The organism is Vibrio sp. 10N.286.48.F5 (genome assembly GCF_041469785.1).
Lineage (GTDB): Bacteria > Pseudomonadota > Gammaproteobacteria > Enterobacterales > Vibrionaceae > Vibrio > Vibrio crassostreae_C.
In genome coordinates this window covers 55,015-74,810 of record NZ_JBFRLG010000010.1, presented here as the reverse complement: position 1 = coordinate 74,810, position 19,796 = coordinate 55,015, and the positions used below count along the sequence as shown (strand labels likewise).

At 43.5% G+C, this 19,796-nt stretch carries 17 protein-coding genes and 2 pseudogenes; 11 read left to right on the top strand and 8 right to left on the bottom strand.

Features of this window, described 5'->3' with window-relative positions; all coding sequences use genetic code 11:
• Positions 1-35: 35 nt before the first annotated feature.
• The 5 genes and pseudogenes from AB4185_RS08705 to AB4185_RS08685 all read right to left on the bottom strand — a co-directional run.
• Complete coding sequence (locus AB4185_RS08705; RefSeq protein WP_102333513.1) at positions 36-3,113, bottom strand: efflux RND transporter permease subunit; 3,078 nt, start codon at positions 3,111-3,113, stop codon at positions 36-38.
• Positions 3,100-4,437: an efflux RND transporter periplasmic adaptor subunit gene (locus AB4185_RS08700; protein WP_372135349.1), complete on the bottom strand. Its 1,338-nt coding sequence runs from the start codon at positions 4,435-4,437 to the stop codon at positions 3,100-3,102. The genes AB4185_RS08705 and AB4185_RS08700 overlap by 14 nt, the downstream gene beginning before the upstream one ends.
• A 194-nt stretch (positions 4,438-4,631) precedes the next feature.
• The gene (locus AB4185_RS08695) at positions 4,632-5,825 is read right to left on the bottom strand and encodes an outer membrane protein transport protein (RefSeq protein WP_372135348.1); all 1,194 of its coding nucleotides are present in this window, start codon (positions 5,823-5,825) and stop codon (positions 4,632-4,634) included.
• Positions 5,815-6,006 (bottom strand): hypothetical protein, encoded by a 192-nt coding sequence (locus AB4185_RS08690; RefSeq protein WP_372135347.1) that lies wholly within the window; start codon positions 6,004-6,006, stop codon positions 5,815-5,817. Before AB4185_RS08690 ends, AB4185_RS08695 begins: the two co-directional genes overlap by 11 nt.
• Positions 6,007-6,065: 59 nt before the next feature.
• A pseudogene (locus tag AB4185_RS08685) lies at positions 6,066-6,599 on the bottom strand (lipase); the annotation flags it as partial.
• Between the two features lie 356 nt (positions 6,600-6,955).
• Between AB4185_RS08685 and AB4185_RS08680 the strand changes: the two are divergent.
• From AB4185_RS08680 to dcuC, 3 genes and pseudogenes are all read left to right on the top strand, one after another.
• Positions 6,956-7,650, top strand: a pseudogene (locus AB4185_RS08680) (transcriptional regulator).
• A gap of 52 nt (positions 7,651-7,702) precedes the next feature.
• Positions 7,703-8,149 (top strand): hypothetical protein, encoded by a 447-nt coding sequence (locus AB4185_RS08675; protein WP_372135346.1) that lies wholly within the window; start codon positions 7,703-7,705, stop codon positions 8,147-8,149.
• A 465-nt stretch (positions 8,150-8,614) separates the two neighbouring features.
• Complete coding sequence (gene dcuC, locus AB4185_RS08670) at positions 8,615-9,982, top strand: anaerobic C4-dicarboxylate transporter DcuC (RefSeq protein ID WP_016788598.1); 1,368 nt, start codon at positions 8,615-8,617, stop codon at positions 9,980-9,982.
• A gap of 169 nt (positions 9,983-10,151) precedes the next feature.
• On the opposite strand, the gene AB4185_RS08665 is transcribed toward dcuC, so the two are convergent.
• Complete coding sequence (locus tag AB4185_RS08665) at positions 10,152-10,784, bottom strand: response regulator (RefSeq protein ID WP_017062609.1); 633 nt, start codon at positions 10,782-10,784, stop codon at positions 10,152-10,154.
• A complete protein-coding gene (narQ, locus tag AB4185_RS08660) occupies positions 10,771-12,501 on the bottom strand; it encodes a nitrate/nitrite two-component system sensor histidine kinase NarQ (RefSeq protein WP_017062610.1) in 1,731 nt (576 codons plus the stop codon). The genes AB4185_RS08665 and narQ overlap by 14 nt, the downstream gene beginning before the upstream one ends.
• Before the next feature lie 253 nt (positions 12,502-12,754).
• Between narQ and napF the strand changes: the two genes are divergently transcribed.
• From napF to AB4185_RS08630, 6 genes are all read left to right on the top strand, one after another.
• Entirely contained in the window at positions 12,755-13,234 is a 480-nt protein-coding gene (gene napF / locus AB4185_RS08655; protein ID WP_017062611.1) for a ferredoxin-type protein NapF, read from the top strand.
• A 23-nt stretch (positions 13,235-13,257) separates the two neighbouring features.
• The gene (locus AB4185_RS08650) at positions 13,258-13,563 is read left to right on the top strand and encodes a chaperone NapD (RefSeq protein WP_019824440.1); all 306 of its coding nucleotides are present in this window, start codon (positions 13,258-13,260) and stop codon (positions 13,561-13,563) included.
• On the top strand, positions 13,560-16,049 hold the full coding sequence (gene napA / locus AB4185_RS08645) for a periplasmic nitrate reductase subunit alpha (RefSeq protein ID WP_108186245.1): 2,490 nt from the start codon (positions 13,560-13,562) through the stop codon (positions 16,047-16,049). The genes AB4185_RS08650 and napA overlap by 4 nt, the downstream gene beginning before the upstream one ends.
• A gap of 125 nt (positions 16,050-16,174) precedes the next feature.
• The gene (locus tag AB4185_RS08640; RefSeq protein WP_017062614.1) at positions 16,175-16,636 is read left to right on the top strand and encodes a nitrate reductase cytochrome c-type subunit; all 462 of its coding nucleotides are present in this window, start codon (positions 16,175-16,177) and stop codon (positions 16,634-16,636) included.
• A 29-nt stretch (positions 16,637-16,665) separates the two neighbouring features.
• A complete protein-coding gene (locus tag AB4185_RS08635) occupies positions 16,666-17,247 on the top strand; it encodes a NapC/NirT family cytochrome c (RefSeq protein ID WP_009845456.1) in 582 nt (193 codons plus the stop codon).
• 11 nt (positions 17,248-17,258) lie between these two features.
• Positions 17,259-17,396 carry a TIGR02808 family protein gene (locus AB4185_RS08630; RefSeq protein WP_010430103.1) on the top strand — a complete coding sequence of 46 codons (138 nt, stop codon included), beginning with the start codon at positions 17,259-17,261 and terminating at the stop codon, positions 17,394-17,396.
• Between the two features lie 436 nt (positions 17,397-17,832).
• Here AB4185_RS08630 and AB4185_RS08625 read toward each other — a convergent pair whose 3' ends face one another.
• Positions 17,833-18,516, bottom strand: coding sequence for an SH3 domain-containing protein (locus tag AB4185_RS08625; RefSeq protein WP_372135345.1), 684 nt, complete (start codon positions 18,514-18,516; stop codon positions 17,833-17,835).
• Between the two features lie 96 nt (positions 18,517-18,612).
• Here AB4185_RS08625 and AB4185_RS08620 point away from each other — a divergent pair, with 96 nt between their 5' ends.
• The gene (locus tag AB4185_RS08620) at positions 18,613-19,188 is read left to right on the top strand and encodes a hypothetical protein (protein ID WP_372135344.1); all 576 of its coding nucleotides are present in this window, start codon (positions 18,613-18,615) and stop codon (positions 19,186-19,188) included.
• Between the two features lie 269 nt (positions 19,189-19,457).
• The gene (locus AB4185_RS08615) at positions 19,458-19,700 is read left to right on the top strand and encodes a hypothetical protein (protein ID WP_017062621.1); all 243 of its coding nucleotides are present in this window, start codon (positions 19,458-19,460) and stop codon (positions 19,698-19,700) included.
• Positions 19,701-19,796: the final 96 nt, after the last annotated feature.

The window sequence follows — 19,796 nt, the reverse complement described above, 5'->3', positions numbered from 1 at the left end:
GCCTTGAAGTATCTAGCTAAACCTAAAACATCTCGCTACGCTGGTTTCGTTCTCAATCGAGTCAACAAATCCATTTGCTTTAGGTTCGCCATACCGACATACGCGACTGGCACTAAGAACAATGAGAAAAAAGTTCCGACAGACAAGCCACCGACCAGAACCAAACCAATATTGATTCGACCTAAGGAACCCGGGCCATCCGCCAGTGCCAATGGCAATGAACCGAGGATCATCGTCAGTGAGGTCATCAAGATTGGACGTAACCTTGAACGTGCACTGCTGATCGCCGCTTCTTTCGCACTCGCGCCAGATTTGCGTTTCTCGTTGGCAAACTCCACCAGCAAAATACCGTGTTTGGTCACGAGACCAACCAGTGTCAGCAATCCTATCTTCGAGTAAATATTGAGGCTTTGACCAAATACCGAAAGCGTCAAAATCGCGCCCACAATACACAATGGAACCGTTAGCAAGATGATCATTGGGTCAACAAAGCTTTCAAACTGCGCCGCCAAGATCAAGAAGATGAAAATCAACGCCAATACGAACAGCACTTGTGCGCCCGCGGTTGAATCAACCAGGTCTTTAACTACGCCATTGAACTCGTAGCTCTGAGCAGGTTTCAACAGACTTGGTACCGTGTCATCAATGTATGCCTTCACGTCGCTCGCCGTATATCCGGGCATCAAGTCCGCGGTGATTTCAGCACTGTCTTTACCCATGAACGTCTTGAAATTAGATTCCGATGTCACTTGCTTGATTGATACAAACTGAGATAAAGGAAGCCTTTGACCCGACTGTGAATCCACGTACAGCTTATCGAGCACCTTGAAATCGCCAAGATCACTAAGATTTACTTGAACTTGAATTGGGTACGTATAGCCATCATCCGCTTGTAGATCTGCCGCTTTCACTGATCCTAAGAAAGTAGATAGCGCATTGGTGACATTACTGTAATCCACACCAGACAATACGATAGCATTGCGGTCAATCGACAAGTCATAACGCAATTGGTCACGCAACATCGAATTTTTAATGTTGGTCACGCCCTCATAACTCTCAAGCGCCTCCACCACCTCATTCGCCGTTTCCGACAATACGGTGGTATCACGGTTAACCGTCGTTAACTCTAGGATCATATTAGTGGCAATGTTCAAGTTATCAGCCGAGCGAACCTTGAAAGACATGCCATAAGCAGAGACCGAACTTTGCGCTTTAGCGATAAACTCGTTCACCAACTCATCAGCTGACTGGTCACGCTCGCCCCATGATTTCAATAAAACGTGATTGGTCGGAGTCCCTTCGATGTAAGATAAATTCGCTTCTACTGAATTATCACCTTTGAACACACTGTTGAGTTGCTCGTTGTTGTCTAGGTGATACTGACGTCCGACTCCTGTAGGAGGCGTTGAAGTGACCTCAACAAAACCAGTATCTTCCGTTGGAAGCAACACTTGAGGCATTGTCCAAACCGCTAAGGCCGATAAAGCGATCAGCACTAAAGCAATACCACTCATCAGAGCCTTACGATCAAACCATTTGCCTAACTCTTTCGTGTATAAATCCGATAACACATTCAGTTTCGCATCAACTTTTTGATACCACTTCGCCGGGGTTGATACTGGCTTCATTAAGTAAGCACTCATCATTGGTGAGAGCGTTAACGCCACAAACCCAGAGATGATCACCGCTGCTGCAAGCGTGAACGCGAACTGCCTGAATAGATCGGCGGTTAGGCCTGCCATCAAGCCAATTGGTAAGTAAACAACGGCCAAAGTCAGCGTCATCGCAATCACTGGAAATACGATCTCTCGACACCCTTTAATTGCAGCATTGAACGGCGTTTCACCCTCTTCGATATGACGGTAGCAGTTTTCAGCCACAACAATCGCATCATCAACCACCAAACCAATGGCGAGAATGATAGCGAGAATCGTCAGTACGTTGATGCTAAATCCAAGTAAATGCATGACGGCAAATACGCCTATTACGCACACAGGAATGGTGATAATAGGAATAGACGCCACACGAACTGAACCAAGGAACAACACGACAACGGCTGAAACCAGAACAATCGCTTCAACTAAAGTCATGAAGCCTTCGTCAATTGCAGTTTTAATAAAATCAGCTTGGTTGTAGACCATCTTCATCTCAATGCCTTCAGGCAACTGAGGTTGAATCACGTCTATTTGCTTCTTAACCTTATTGGCAACCGTCACTGGGTTTTCACTTTTCAGTGGCAGTACCTGAATCGACATAGCTAAGTTGTCGTCAACACGAAGAATACTCGGTGTAAGGCTCTCCTCACCCATTTTTACTTCAGCAATATCGCCAATGCGAATGATTTTGCCGTTATCGACACGAACCACCAAATCTCGCACATCATCAACACTGGTCACTTGGTTGACTGGGTTAATGGAGAAATCTCGCACCTGACCTTTGATAGTACCCGCGGTAAATGTCGCATTGTATGAGCTTAATGTTCCAACCACATCGGATGCACTCATATTGAGCGCCATCATTCGATCTGGTTGTAACCACACACGCACCGCTTTTTCACTGCCACCATACGGCCCCCAAATCCCCCCCACACCTTGTATGTGCTTAAACTGGGGCACAACTTGCTGGCTAATGTAGTCATACATGTCTTGCTTAGACATCTTGCCGGTATTCACAAACGTGATGATGTTACTCGGCATACTGGTATCAGAAGAGTCATCCGTTACCGTTGGCTTATCCGTCATACTCGGAGGAAAATCACCAATCGCTTCAACACTGCTACGCAGGTTGTTCATCAAGCTGGTGTATTCGACGTCATTAATGTCATCTTCAAAAATGATTTTTAGATTACACGTTCCTTCCTGACAATCGGTCGTCATGGTTTTCACGCTGTCTAAGCCTGTTGCCGCCGTGATCAGTTTATCTGCCACATTGCGCGACATGAACTCAGCGCTCGCGCCATTGATCGCCGCGGTTACAGTCGCCGACGGTGTTTTATGTTCAGGAAAGTATTGGATTGAGAGCTTTTGAAACGACAAAAGCCCAAGCAAAACAATGGTAATACTCAGAACAGACGCAAACACAGGGTGCTTGATACAAATCTCAGGAAGCTTCATTCAGATTCTCCTTTGTTGCGGCTTCCTTGCTTTGGATTTCCTTGCTGTGAGTTTCCTGGCTTTGGATTTCGCTCGATGATTGCTCAGCGGCCGCATTAGTTTCCGCACGCTCGTTATTTTCGTTGACCGCTTCGTCTACACCTTTTGTTGCTTCCGTCCAATCAACCGAAGGCTCAACCGGATGTGCTTCATCAATCTGTGTTTCGGTCTTTTCTACCTCGGGCTTAACGGTCTGCTTAGTGACCACTTTATCTACCGGCTCCGTTATTAACTCAACCGTTTTCTGCTCCGCATTAGGGTTCATTACCTTAACTAGAGACGCTTTCTTTAGGTTCTGCTGTCCCGTCACTACGACCTGATCACCCAGTTTCAATCCGCTTTCTACAACGACATACCCATCGTTAGTATTCACGCCCAATTCAACAATGCGTTGCTCGATTTTTTCGCCATTCACAATCCATACAAAACGTTGTGTATTTTTTGCTTGAACGGAATTTTGGGAAACCACCATTTGAGTCGTGTCTTCGCTCGTCATTTGGCTTACTTTGGCAAACATGCCCGGAACTAAGCGATGATCTGGATTGGTCACGTGCGCGTGTACTTCTACGCGACCTGAACTCTCATCAACCGTGGGGGCAATGTAATCCACCACACCAGAAAACGCTTCATCGACAAAAGCATCAACTTGGATAGAGACATTCTGCCCAAGTTTTGCGTTGCCTAAATCCGATTGTCCAATGGAATACTGAACTTCGACAGGATCGAGTTTAATCAAACTCACCAACGCGGTTGCGCTATCAATCTTACTGCCCACTGAGTGGGTGAAGTTAGTTAACTGCCCATCAAATGGTGCTACCAATAAATAGTCATTCATCAGCGCTTCTTTCTGACGGAAATCAGCTGCGGCTAGGTTCGCCTGTTCGCCCAGTTCTTCCACATCTTGTTGAGACATAGAGTCAGGCTGTTTCTTTAGTAATTCTTGTACTCGCTTTAATTTCGACTTTGCTAACGCTAGAGAGCTTCTTGCTTTGTCTAAATCGGCTTTCGCTTTGGTATTGTCCAGTTGAGCGATCAACTCGCCTTTTTTAACTGAATCTCCATCTTTGAAATGGATGTTGAGAATTTTGTCGGAGGCACTGAATGTCAATGCAGCAGAATCCGTTGCCCTGATTTTGCCAACCTCGTTGATTGAAGATGTGAATGCTTGTTTGTGCGCTTTTTCGATAGTCACAGGAATCAAGTTTGAGTCTTGGGCAAACGATGGAGAGATATGTAAGGCAAACAGTGCCAAACAGATTGTTTTACTAAGCTTTGTAAATTTCATTTTTAATAACCATAACCGTTGAATTCGTCTGAATTAAAACGTTTTTCTAAGCAGCTATTTCTTACTTAATGAGCTTCCAGCTATTTAAATAATGCTAAAACAGCTAATAATGAGAAAAGGGCTCAACTCACTGTCGAGCCCTACAATTTTTATATGATTCCTAAATTTTTACGTTCTGAACTCCAAAGTAAAAGTTAAAAACGATGTTGATATTGAACACCAAGCAAGAGAGCATCGGCAGTCACATCAGCAGTTATATTGGAACTCGTTCCTGGAATCGTCGTCAGGTTTTCGTCAATATCTTGTAATTCTCCGATGATAAATCCGACTCCAACGTCCACAGAACTGGCATTGGTGAAGTTATATGTCCCTCCGACCGTGAGCCAGTGACGGTTAACATCAGGAATAGAGAGCGATGTGAGTTCGTCAGTTGGGGAAATGTCGTACATGTAACCCGCTCGTAGAACGATGTCTTTCGACATGCTGTATGTACCACCGACAGAAACATGTCCTGCATCTTTCCATTGATACTCTTTAATAGAGTCGTCATAAGAGTCAGATGTTAGCGAGTCAAATTCAGACCAATTCACCCATTGCAGGCTGTAGTGAAAAGCCCACTGTTCGTTGAGCTGGTGCCAACCGGAAAACTCTAGAGTGTCTGGTAGAGGTACGTTCATCTTGTCGGCAGGGACACCGCCTTTGGTAATGTCACCTTCCACTTCGATATCTGGGCTGTAACGATAGGAAATACCAAATTTGTTATTCTCATTAACTTGATAGGTAGCACCAATATTGGCGCCCAAGCCAAATCCATCAGCATCAACACCGAGTAAACCTTGACGCGAAATTTCACCTTCACCGTAGATAACATCAATACCAGCACCTAAGTTGAGCTTTTCAGAGATCTCATAAGCGACAGCGAAGCCAACATTGATACTGGAAAGCGCTGTTTTCCCTCCGAACTCATCCGCTTCGAACGACTCGTCAAACTCAACGTCAGTACCGAAATTGGAATGGACTATTGCGCCCAAAGTAAACTTAGAACCTTCGATAGGATGCACATAGTGAATATTCGGAACTAATGTCCCTGCGTCTAATGATTGGTCATCTAACATTTCAGTATCACCAATCATTGGCGTGTAGCTAACACTCGACACATCAATACCACTATCGATATAGATAGCGCCGACAGAGAGTGTTGGTTGCTCGATGTAAGCCATCGCAGCACTGTTCTTAGCCACAATTGCCGCACTATCGGCCATAACAGCATCACCCGCGAATGCACGACCTAACCCTGTTACGGACTGTGCGTTAAGTTGAAAACCGGCCGCGTTAATCAGGCAAGGAACAAGAGCAACTGCAGTGCCCAAAAAAAGTTTATTCTTCATTTTGAGGCACCTCTGTTTCGATATGGTCTTCGTTATTAATGACAACAAGCGAACCGTCAGTCATCACCATCGAAGCAACAGCTAATTGTTGGGTTGTCACGGCTTCACGTACATCTGACATATTTTCGCCAGGCATACCCGGTAGGCCATTTTCATCAACGGGGCCTTCATAAGGAAACAAATACGTACCGTGTCCACCGGTTGTCGTTCTTATGACTCCACCGAGTTCGATCTGATCACGCTTTGTACCCCGTCAGTAACAACGATCGAATAAGTCGTCCCCTCTTTTAATCCTGATTCGCACTGAATAATTATATTGGAACCATCGGCCGATATTTGAGTGTCAACTTCATCACCTGTTATTTCATCAATTAATACAACATTCCCGGCTAAGGTTTCGTTATTGAGTGGATAACGTTTATCAGAATTAACACTTTTTAGAGGAATCAAAATCGGTTCTGCACAAAGTCCCCAACCGTCTAGGGCTGCGTATGAGTTGTTGTAGTCCTGATAATACGCGTCGTTAGTCGATGACATTACGACAACGTCTTCACCGACACCGGATATTGTTCCATCCTCGTCATACCCATAACCATCGTTCGGTTTTGGTAATTCATTAATGTTGTAGGGAACCAATATCAATACGGCATCTTGAGCCGAGTCTTCAGACTGACAGCCGAGTAAGGCAAGCGTAATTAGTCCACATATATACGGCTTATTGAAATCTTTCAAAACAGCTCCTTCGTAGCTTTCGCATTTAACTGGTGTGGTCATGCGATTTATCGTTATTTGAATTGCCGATTGAGTCGGAGGTAAGCTCGACTTTTATTCGTAGAGAGCAAGGCAACACAGAGTTGGAATGACACGTTGATAAAACTACGTAAGAAATTTGAGCAGTTAACCCACACCCACTAAATCAGCGTCACCCGTTAATGATCTAATAGCGACTGGCGGCAAGCACCTGAAACCACATTAAACAACCTCAAAAAGGTTTATAAGGGAATATGAAAAGAGGGATAATCAAACAAATTCAATTATTTAAACATAAAATAAGACAAAGTGAGTGAGTTTATATTTATAGTGGTATTTGTTATATTTAAGTGAGAACGCTTATAACAATGAGAACCCAGATATCTGCTGAATTTATTATCAATGATGATATACAGGTCAATTTAGAAGAGAGTGAAATCCATCACTTTAAGACAGGTCGTACGTACCCAATAGGTTCTAACGAATCAGAGCTACTTAAGTTTTTTATCTCGAGACCCACACGCGCCAAGTTCTTATTGAACAAGTGTGGGTGTCTAAAGGTATCTACGTTGAAGATGGCAGCCTAATGCAAACCATCTCGATTTGCCGAAAAGCGTTAGAAGATAAGAGGGGGATGATCATCGTCACTGAGCGCGGTAAAGGCTACCGATTTGCAGGACAAGTGACACAAGACAAAGAACGCGCGCTGCGTATAGTTCAATCGCAACCAATACAAGAAACGAAACAACCTGAAGACAACACAGCGCCAGAAAGATCACCAACCGAGACAACGGCCGCTACGAAAAAAACAAACAGTGTGTTAGCACTGGTTGCATTATTTGTAGTGGCTGCAGGTTTATCCCATTATCTGTTTTCTTATTTAGATAGAAATAGCCTAGGCGAAGATCTCGTGGGTCAACATTTTATCTCTTGTAAAATCGAATCCGACGAGTTCACTTTTAATGAGTTATTCAACGTGACGCTTTACGAATATAAGGGAAAAAAAATCATCATCGATAATTCAGGAAAATCTCTGAGCTTCCCAAGTGAATTTAAAGGAGTGACTTGTGAATAAAGAAAAACAGATCTTCGTTGCAATCGCCATAATCGGTATTATGGCCGGATAGATGACAACCTTTATTCCTCAAAGTTATCTTAAAGATCATTATTTATCCAACACAGCCTCGGTGGTCAACCCACAAGAAAAAGTCATTTATAATCAAGCTGCCGTTAATATCGAGTTTAAGAAGAATAACAGCTATGAATTGTTATATGTCTCTACGAAAGAAGCTGGCTTTGCGTCGTCAGGTACTTACGTGGTAACCCAACACGACATTTCTTTAGACGAGACTCAACATGAACAAATCATACCAAATAGAGAGCTCACATTTTACGAAAAGGTGATGATCAGTGAAGGTGCAGTGCTTTCTTCAGATGCCATGGCTTATATCCCACTAAATAATGATGAATTATTATTGGTCACTCAGCGCGGAATGATTCACTTTTGTAAAAAAGTGATATGCGCCGACCTGCCCACTTACTCGAATGTAGATCCTGAATTGAACATTAACTAATCGTTTAACTATCAACTATTTCGGTCAGTAGCTGTACTTAAGCCAATACGTTAGGAGCTATGCATTTCCACATCAATTCAACTCTCGCTGAAGCCTACTTAACTTTCCATTCCCAGTAGGCATCAGTTCATAAATTAATCCGATATCATGTAAAAATACACACTTCTTTTTAGTTCTGCACGTTAGGCTCCAAAAGTCATAGATTTATAAATCCACACCTCTGTATACAACTCCTCACTATAAAGGTGATCCAAGTTATATTCTATTGAGATAGATAATTTGTTTATTAACATCTAAACAACAGTAGTTGTTCATGATTTACAACCACAATTAACATCAAAGAAAATGTTTGTCTTAGATCATATCAACCTCAACTATGCCTCGTGCCACAGTGCAGTTTTCTGTACATTCATTGTCATATTCTGAAACACTTTCTTATATTTTTTAAACTTTGTGGAGATTTCTATGTTAGAGCTCTTGATCGGATTAGTGATTACTATCGCTGTTGGTTACTTTATTGTGAAAGGCTATAAAGCGGCAGGTGTATTACTAACAGCTGGCCTTGCCCTACTTCTTATTACTGGCCTTATTGGTCACACAGTCTTACCAGCTAAGGTCGCTTCAACAGGTAACATGGTTACCGACTCACTAGAATTCGTTAAGTACATGCTTCAGTACCGTGGAGGCGGCCTAGGCATGCAAATCATGCTTCTTTGTGGCTTTGCTTCTTACATGACGCATATCGGCGCAAACAATGTGGTAGTAAAACAATTCTCTAAACCGCTTGCTGCTATCAAATCTCCATACGTACTTCTTGTTGCGGCTTACATCGTAGCGTGTCTAATGTCTCTAGCAGTAAGTTCTGCAACAGGCCTTGGCGTGCTATTGATGGCGACCCTATTCCCAATGATGACGGCAATGGGTATTTCTCGTCCAGCAGCGGTGGCGGTTTGTGCATCACCTGCAGCAATCATTCTTTCACCAACGTCGGGTGATGTGGTTATCGCAGCAGAAAAATCAGGTATGTCTCTTGATGTGTTTGCTGTTCAAACGGTACTGCCTGTTTCTATCTGTGCGATCATCGTGATGGCGGGTGCGGCTTTCTTCTGGAACAAATACCTAGATAAGAAAGAAAACACGCCAATGGAAAAAGTAGACGTTTCAGAAATTGAAACGAATGCGCCGGCTTTTTATGCTGCTCTTCCATTCTTACCTATTTTTGGAGTATTTCTATTCAACGGTCGTACCATTCCGGGCCTTTCACTTGATATCTACACCATCGTAGTAGGTTCAATTTTCGTGGGCGCTGTTATCGATTACGTTGTGAAGAAGTTTGACGGCGAAAAAACACTAGAAGACCTAGATTCTTGCTACCAAGGTATGGCCGAAGCATTTAAAGGCGTAGTAATGCTGTTGGTTGCGGCGGGTGTATTTGCTCAGGGCCTAATGTCTATCGGTGCAATTGATAACCTAATCGGCCTTGCTGAATCAGCTGGCGCTGGCGGTATCGCATTAATGCTTATCCTGACTGGTCTAACAGTTGCTGCTGCTATCGCGACAGGTTCTGGTAACGCGCCATTCTATGCATTCGTAGAACTGGCTCCGTCACTTGCTGCGAAAATGGGCTTGAACCCTGCGTTCCTAATCATCCCAATGCTTCAAGCGTCTAACTTAGGCCGTACAATTTCTCCTGTTTCGGGTGTAATTGTAGCGACTTCTGGCATGGGTAAAATCAGCCCGTTTGAAGTCGTTAAACGTACTTCAGTACCAGTAATCTGTGGTCTTATCACGGTGATCTTCGGTACGCTTGTTCTAGTACCAATGGCAGCTTAATTGTCAGTAAAACAGACATGATTATTTGGATATAAAATGCCCTAATAAAAAGGCGCTGAACTTAGTAAGTTCAGCGCCTTTTTTAATGTCACTTTCTCACATCGTCAAAACTATCGAGACATGTATAAACAGTCAGGCTTGAAATAGTGTTATCTCAAAGGACCAAGCCCTACTTCATTTCACCATAGCGTTCTAGATACAGAACCGTGGCAGCGGTACGGGAAGGCACTTGCAGCTTTTTCAGTAGACTCTTCATATGTACCTTAACTGTCGATTCAGAAATGAACAGGTGATCAGCGATCTGCTTATTGCGGTAACCTTTCGCGACTTCTTGAAGGATCTGCATTTCGCGTTCAGTCAGTTGTTCGAAGATATCATTGCGGCTTCCAGCATCATTTAGGTAACGAGCAACCACACTGCTGTAAGCCTTGTCACCGCTGTGTGCTTGCTTAAGCAGTTCAATTAACTCATCGGGTTCAGTGTCTTTCAACAAGTAGCCATCAGCGCCTGCTTTTACAATCGCTTCAATGTCTGCAGGGCTATCAGAAACCGTTAGAATAACAATGTTTGCGCTAGAACCGTCAGTGCGAAGTGCTTTCAAGGTATCTAAACCAGACATGCCCTTCATATTGAGATCCAAAAGGATCAAATCAGGTTCTTCTTCATGAGCAAGAGCAACCGCTTCAGTGCCGTTACTTGCTTCTGCAATCACTTCGAATTCGTCTTCAAAGCTCAGTAATTGGCTTATACCTCTGCGCATCAATGGATGATCATCAACCAGCATTACTTTACAAATCGTCAACTTTAACTTCCTTCAAACTTTTATATTTCAATATGACTGTACAGCCTTCACCTTGCGCCGCTTCAATCGTCAAGTCGCCATTCAGTCTTGCCGCACGCTCCTGCATAATGCTCATCCCGTAGTGGTTCACCTTGGAACTACTTGAGTCAAAGCCATCTCCATTATCTTTTATCACGACTAATACTTCACCGTCCTCATCGATACAGCATACATCTATCAAGTCGGCATTGGCGTGTTTTATTGCATTTATTGTTGCTTCACGAATCAATTGAAGCAAGTGAACCTGACTATGCGCATCAAGCTCGATCGATGAGAGATTATTAGTGAGGTTAATCTTCGCATCGGTTCTCTCGCTGAGCGCCTCAAGCATGGTACTTAAGGCGTCTCCAAAGTTGCCCTCTTTAATGGTCAACCTAAATGTGGTGAGTAGCTCTCTTAACTGGGTATAAGCGTCGGCTAAGCCGTTTCCGATCTCAGACGCGATTTGTTCAGATTGCTCTCGGTGCTGTTGCTCTGGCAGTTTGCCAATCACACGCTTTAATAGTGTAACTTGAATTTTCAAGTACGACAGTGATTGAGCCAATGAATCGTGGAGTTCACGTGCAATCGTGGCACGCTCTTCCATGATAATAAGCTGTTCAGCTTTCTTTTGAGCACGATTGTAGTAGATCGCTCTCGATAGCAGTTGAATGAAGCTTTCGATCAGAGCTTTAGTTGAGTGCCCGTGGTGATATGAACAGTATAAATAGCCGAGAATAAGTTCGTTATCGTCGAGTTTCATCTCAAACTTTTCGTAGTCTAAATTCGAATCGTAACCTTCATCCATAATCAATGAACGGCCTGAGTTATCGACAATCTCGAGCCTCAGTGATCCAATCCCTTCCAAGCTCACGAGATGCTGCAAGATAGCTCGGAAGTTTTCAGGAGCAATACGCGTCACCGTGAGCTCTTGTGACGAGTTATAAAGTGCCTGCAGCGACTGGTTCGCATTTTGCAGCTCAATCGTCTTTGCATCCACCACATCTTCAAGGTTTCGATAAAGCACGCCTAAATCTTTGGCCATCGAGTTGAAGGTTTTGGTCAAAATGCCCATTTCGTTGTTACTGGTCACCTTGAGTTCTACCTCGAAGTCGCTGTTTTTGATTCTTTGGCTCGCACCGACAAGAGCATGTAGCGGTTTAACAACCTGTTTACGTACAAAGTGAACAACAAAAAGAGATATGACCAGAATCCCACCAAGGCCGATACCACCAGCCCACGCTAACTTTATTAACTTGTCTTCAGAGAACTCTTGCAGCTTATAAACGAAGCCATCGATTTCAGCCACGAAGTTTTCAACCAACACGAGATAGTGATCGCGCTCTTCGCTATTCAAGACCTGTTTTAGCTCATGCCAACGGCCGATAATTAAATAGTAATCTTCTGTGATGTCTGTCGGAACATTCCAACTGACCAAATTAGTCATGGATGGCGAGTAAAGAGAACTTTCGAATTCACGAATATGAGATTCATAATCGACAGATTCTATTTGAATATCATGGGCTAAACGGTAGCTTTGCATTCGCATTGAACCGGCCACGTTAACCGCTTCCGCATCATTCAAACTTGAAGCCAAAGTAAAGATGGCAAAGCCAGTCGTAGCAACCGACAACAGCAGTATAGAGAGCAAAGATTTTGCTATCGTACTTGTTACAGATGAAACCGGTTTTATAAGCAAAAGTGCCTTCCTATTGATAAATGACTTGCCAGCGATATCGTATTGTCACACATCAAAAATCATAGCTCCATTCAATATGTGATCACTCGCTCCGTAATTTATTGATCTAAGACAATATATGCCCCCAATTAGCCCTTAGGGGGTATTTATACAATTGTTTCTAAAACTACACTACTTGTGAGGACTCATTACAAGATATTAATAGAATAATGACCTACAATTACAACATCTTAGTAACATCTATAGGTATCTAGTGGTAGATCTATCAAAACGCCGTCTTTTTTCAAGACGAAAAGTTGACTCAAGCCAGATTCGTTTGCCTTGGATTGACAGCCTAGAAAGCTTTACAGATGACTGTACTCGCTGCGGTAAATGCATCGAGAGTTGTGAGACTAAGATAATCATTGTAGGCGATGGTGGTTTTCCCACTGTAGATTTCTCTATTGATGAGTGTACGTTCTGCTATCAATGTGCAGATGTTTGTCCCGAACCCATTTTTAAGCCAAAGCAAGGAGAGCCTTGGCAAGCAAAAGCACAAATCTCTGATAAGTGTTTAGCGCAACAAAATGTTGAATGCCGAAGCTGTGGTGACATGTGTGAACCTATGGCCATTCAATTTGAACTTAGAGCAGGCAGTGTTGCTCTACCAAAAATCGAGTTAGATGAGTGTAGCGGTTGTGGGGCCTGCGTAGCAATTTGCCCTACTTCGGCTATTCTTGTGAGTAATGCATAAAACAAAAATAACGAGAGCAATTTATGGCACTAAATGAAGTGCATATATCAAGTTTAGTCGTGCATGTGAGCCCAGAGCATCTAGACGAGATCAAAGCACAAATCGAGCAATTCGATAATGCAGAGATTTACGGCAGCAGCCCTGAAGGCAAAATCATCGTGGTCCTAGAAACCGAGAACCAAGGTTTTGTAACGGACACCATCGAAGAAATTAATAATATTACGAACGTTTTAGGGACAGCTTTGGTTTATCACCAAATCGAGACTGGACTGGACGAAACGGATTTAGAAACTGGAAGCAACAATTCTCAACTTGAGGGTGAAGTATGAAAATGACAAGACGTGCGTTTGTGAAAGCAAACGCAGCTGCATCAGCGGCAGCCGTTGCAGGTGTAACTCTACCGGCAACAGCAACCAACCTGATTGCTAGCTCTGATCAAACAAAAATCACGTGGGATAAAGCGCCTTGTCGTTTTTGTGGTACGGGCTGTTCAGTACTAGTAGGTACTCAAAACGGTAAAGTGGTTGCGACTCAAGGCGATCCAGAAGCTCCTGTAAACAAAGGCCTTAACTGTATTAAAGGCTACTTCCTTTCAAAAATCATGTACGGTAAAGACCGTCTTGAGACTCCTCTACTTCGCATGAAAGACGGTGAGTTCCATAAAGATGGTGATTTCGCACCCGTATCTTGGGACAAAGCGTTCGACGTGATGGCTGAGAAATGGAAAGCTTCACTGAAGAAGAACGGTCCAACAGGTGTTGGTATGTTCGGTTCAGGCCAATGGACAGTAATGGAAGGCTACGCAGCCGTTAAGATGATGAAAGCGGGTTTCCGTTCAAACAACATAGATCCAAACGCTCGTCACTGTATGGCTTCTGCTGTAGTAGGCTTCATGCGCACTTTCGGTATTGATGAGCCAATGGGTTGTTACGATGACTTTGAACACGCAGACGCATTCGTACTGTGGGGTTCAAACATGGCAGAAATGCACCCAGTACTATGGACTCGTATTACAGACCGTCGTCTAAGCCACCCACACGTTAAAGTAAACGTACTGTCTACTTACTACCACCGTTCTTTCGAGCTTGCAGACACGGGTTACATCTTCGAACCTCAATCAGATCTAGCAATTGCTAACTTCATTGCTAACTACATCATTCAAAACGATGCCGTTAACTGGGACTTCGTGAACAAGCACACGAACTTCAAGCAAGCAACGACAGACATCGGTTACGGTCTGCGTGACGATGATCCACTACAGAAAGCAGCCGCAAACCCTAACTCAGGCGAAATGACTGCTATCTCTTTCGAAGACTACAAAGCGTCTGTTGCTGAATACACAGTTGAGAAAGCGTCTGAAATGTCAGGTGTATCTCAAGAAGACCTTATCAAGCTGGCTAAGCAATATGCCGATCCAAACATCAAAGTAATGTCACTTTGGACTATGGGTATGAACCAACATACTCGTGGCGTATGGATGAACAGCCTTGTGTACAACATCCACCTTCTTACAGGTAAGATTTCTACTCCAGGTAACAGCCCATTCTCACTAACTGGCCAACCGTCAGCGTGTGGTACAGCGCGTGAAGTTGGTACATTCGCTCACCGTTTACCTGCCGATATGGTGGTTGCTAACCCTAAACACCGTAAAATTGCAGAAGATATCTGGAAACTTCCAGAAGGCACCATTCCACCGGTACCCGGCGCTCACGCTGTTCTTCAAGACCGTATGTTGAAAGACGGTAAAATCAACGCTTACTGGGTAATGTGTAACAACAACATGCAAGCGGGTCCAAACATCAACACTGAACGTCTGCCAGGTTACCGTAACCCAGATAACTTCATTGTATGTTCTGACCCGTACCCAACGGCAACAGCTCAAGCGGCTGACCTCATCCTTCCAACAGCAATGTGGATTGAGAAAGAAGGCGCTTACGGTAACGCAGAGCGTCGTACACAAGCATGGTACCAACAAGTGAAAACTGTAGGTGAAGCTAAGTCTGACCTATGGCAAATCATGGAATTCTCTAAGCGCTTCACTATTGAAGAAGTTTGGGGTGAAGAACTGGTTGCGGAAATGCCTGAGTACCGTGGCAAAACCATGTACGACGTGCTTTACAAAAACGGCAACGTTGATGCATTCCCACTGTCTGAAGCTCAAGAGCTTAACGACGATGCACAAGCTCAAGGTTTCTACGTTCAAAAAGGTCTATTCGAAGAATACGCAGCCTTTGGTCGCGGCCACGGTCACGATTTAGCACCATACGATCGCTACCACCAAGTTCGTGGTCTACGTTGGCCTGTTGTTGACGGTAAAGAGACACTATGGCGCTTTAAAGAAGGTTCAGATCCATATGCTAAGAAAGGTTCTGATTGGGACTTCTACGGCAAACCAGATGGTAAAGCACTGATCATCAATGCACCATACGAAGCGCCACCTGAAGTACCAAACGATGAATACGATATGTGGCTATGTACAGGTCGTGTTCTTGAGCACTGGCACACAGGTACTATGACTCGTCGTGTACCAGAACTTTACAAAGCAGTACCGGATGCACTTTGTTACATCCACCCTGCTGATGCTAAAGCTCGTGGTCTTCGCCGTGGTGATGAAGTTCTTATCGAAAACAAACGTGGTGAAGTACGCGTTCGTGTTGAAACTCGTGGTCGTAACCGTCCACCACAAGGCTTGGTATTCGTACCATTCTTTGATGCAAGAATTCTGATCAACAAGTTGATCTTGGATGCAACGGATCCTCTATCTAAACAGACGGATTACAAGAAGTGTCCAGTTAAGATCACTAAGGTCGCTTAAGGACAATATGTTCTTACCACTTAGCTCGTAGATCTGACGTTTTTAATATTGCGACTGCTTTTTTCGTTACTTTTTGAAAGAAGTAGTCCACTCAAAGAATTAGCCTTTAGGCGGAGAAATTAACCATGAAAAAACTGATTACTGCCCTACTATCAGCTGGTCTTTTGCTAGCTGGTGCAGTTCAAGCTGAAGCTGAACTGGATAACCCAGGCGGCATTGGTGGCGTAGAATCTCTACGTGGTGCAAGTGAACTTGAAGCAACTCGCGCAGCAGATGACTTCAAAAAGTTCCCTCGTGACCAAGTACTTGAGAGTGACTACGTATACCAACCACCTCTAGTGCCTCATACTATTCGTAGCTATGAAGTTTCTCTTAACGCTAACAAGTGTCTTTCTTGCCACAGCTGGAAAAACGCAAAAGAAATGGGTGCTACTAAAGTGAGTGTAACTCACTACATGAACCGTGAAGATGCGGTACTTGCAGACGTATCACCTCGTCGTTACTTCTGTCTACAGTGTCACGTACCTCAAGCTAATGCTAAGCCACTAGTTGAGAACGAGTTCAAACCTGTAGATTCACTGCGTTAATCGTAGCCGGACTGTAAGAGAGGCTATATATGATAAAATTACTTAAAGCGTTTTGGAAAAGACTTGCGACACCAAGCAAAGCAGCCGTAGGCGTTGTTTTGTTCTTGGGTTTCTCGGGTGGTCTTTTGTTCTGGGGTGCATTCAACACGGGTATGGAGGCAACCAACACGGAAGAATTCTGTTCTGGCTGTCACGCACCTATCGTTGCTGAAATCCAAGAGACAATTCACTACTCTAACCGTTCTGGTGTTCGTGCTATCTGTTCAGACTGTCACGTTCCTCATGAATGGACAGATAAAATTGTTCGTAAGGTTCAAGCATCTAAAGAGCTATACGCACACTTTATTGCGAAAACCATCAATACTGAAGAAAAGTTCAAAGCACGTCGTGCTCACCTAGCGGAACGCGAATGGGCTCGATTGAAGAAGAACGATTCACTTGAGTGTCGTAACTGTCACCAGTTCGATTACATGGACTTCTCAGAGCAGAGCCCCCGTAGTGCGAAACAACACTCGACTGCGCTAGCTTCTGGTGAAAAAACGTGTGTAGACTGTCACAAAGGTATTGCACACAAACTACCAGACATGCACGGCGTTGAAGGCTGGCAATAAGGAGCGATTGAATGAGTACTTTAGAAAGCGTAATTTGGCACATCCTAGGTTACAGCGCTATGCCAGTTATCATTCTTGGTGGCTTTGCAGGTGTTGCAGCCGTATCTCTTTGGATTTTATCTATGGGTAAAGACAAAGAAATCGATTAACAATCGAGATTCCATCAACTTCTACCAGATAATTCTGATATGAGTTGATACGAAAAAGCCACTGATTTCAGTGGCTTTTTTATTGTCTGGTGCTTCGTATTTCGACTGTTAAGGTATTCCTACTGTTAAGTAAGAGGCAAAACGTTAAGCTTGGTTTTCCGAAGCTTCTGGATCGACGTTCTCTTTATCGACATCTTCCTTATCAAAAATCGGCAGCACCTGCTTTACGGAATCCCGACAACAATACTCTCATACCATAAAAACTGTAGACCCATTGTTTAAACGGAATAGCCAGATACTGCTTATATCGGATTAAATATAATGAGGTGCCAATAAAGAAGCCCACTCTGCGATAAAGTAAGATTTCAAAAATTTTACTTATGAACGGTAACCCTAAAGAATATTAATACGTCCAACACTTAAAATGGGGCGATTTTTACTTCGTAAATATTTCGTTTGTATTTACATCTAAATAAATTTTATTTTCAAGAGACAGTCCGCCGCAATAAATAAAATAGACATCTCGATTGCTGTACTTAACAGATTTCACCCATCCGCCTAATTCTTCAAAATCACTTGGGGCACACTCCCCCTCAGAGATCAGTTTAGCCACCGAATTACGGAATTTTTCTTGATGGATCTTGAGGTCATCAGACTTAACCAAATAGGAATCCAATATCTCTTTGCTTTCTTTTTCCGAAATAATGACTTCATCATTCGATAAGCCTGACATAGAGACCCATTCCGCCGTCTGTGGGCCGCCTTCTTTAAGGACTATATAGTCTGAGATACGTGCCCATTCTCCCTGTTTCTCGAGTACCTCCACCTTTTCCCCTTTGTAGAGGTAATCCGTTATCAAGCCATCAATTTCAGGTTGCTCGACCACTTCTAGCTTTCTCTCCAAAACGTAAAATTCCGTCTGCTCTGGTTCAGGCTGAAGATCCATGATGGGTACGAGGTCAGATTCAGATTGCTCGGTAGCTTCTAACTCCGGCTCTTCCGTTTTCTCTTGTGGGATTGGGTCTTTATTCATGACTAAGAAGTAGTATGCCGCTCCTCCCCCTCCGCCCAATATCAACAACACAAGTAAAGCGATCAGCGCTTTTTTCATCAAATCCACCAGCTCTTCCGTTATAGGTATGTCTCAAGTGTACATCAACTCATGCTGCTGCTCATCTATACTCTCAATAGAGCGCACGGTAAGTAGAGGAAAGTCATGAGTTTTGGGGGGAAAGTTATCATTGTAAGCGTAACTTTGAGTGCTAATGTCGCTCTAGCGAATCATTGTGACCGTGAAAACTGGCAAACACTGTTGGATCGTCAGCTCTCTTTTGAAGGTCGCTATAGTCAGTACACCAAAGAGTTCAACCAAGTTCTTTCAACCTATGAGTCACAGACATTGTTATCTAAACACTTTAATGAAAAGCAGATCATTGAGCTTTGGGCAAAGTACGAAGAAAGGTTTAATGTGCAGCTCAATAGTCATATGAATACCGCGTATGACGTCTCCGAGGTTTTGCTACAACAGGCGTATTTTGTGTCTAGTGAACTTGAAGGCGCTGACTCTCTAGCGTATTCATGGCAAGCCGTCGCCAAACACTGCACCAAAGCAAAACTCCCACGCCAGGCAGAAAGCGCAAAGGTGCACGTCCAAAGCTCACAATCACTCTCCCGAGATCTCCATACACTCAGTGAAAAATTCCGTCAGCTGTCTTCAAAATACCGCAGAGAAGCGACGATGATTGATGAAGCGCGCCACATAAACCAACCAGCAAACGATGCATCAAACTGAAATCACCATTAGATTCTCTCACTCGTTCGACTGGACTTTTCCGATAAATATGCTCAATCCCATTCATAATATTCTAAGAACTCGTTAATCAAAGCTTTATCAATAGGTTGTAAAAGTAATGTGCTATCTATCAACAATGAAGTTCAATTTCCGACCAATGCAAGCGAGTATGTGAGATATTCATCACAAAATAGATTTACAAACGCCAGAAAATTGTTATCATGAATCTTCATATAACTTAATAACAAGAAACATTTTGGCTAGGTAATATGCAAAAGACTATGGCTTTCAACTGCTTGAGTAACACGGAATGGACTGCAGAGATAAGAGGTAAACTTTTATCTGTAGCTAAACACATGGAAGAGTTCGGTTCAGTAAGTGAGCTAGAGCTATGTAAGATATTTGGAGAGACAATTTGGAATGACGGCGTGGATTATCATTCACATGCTTTTTCATTCAGAATTAATGCACAAACTGGGGATTGTTCAATCTCTAACTTTAAGTATCACTAAGTTTTGCACCTATCATATACGGAGTACCTTTCACGAGGTGCTCCGTTTTTTATTGCCTGAAGCCTGACACTTAATGGATGATTTTTGATATTGACC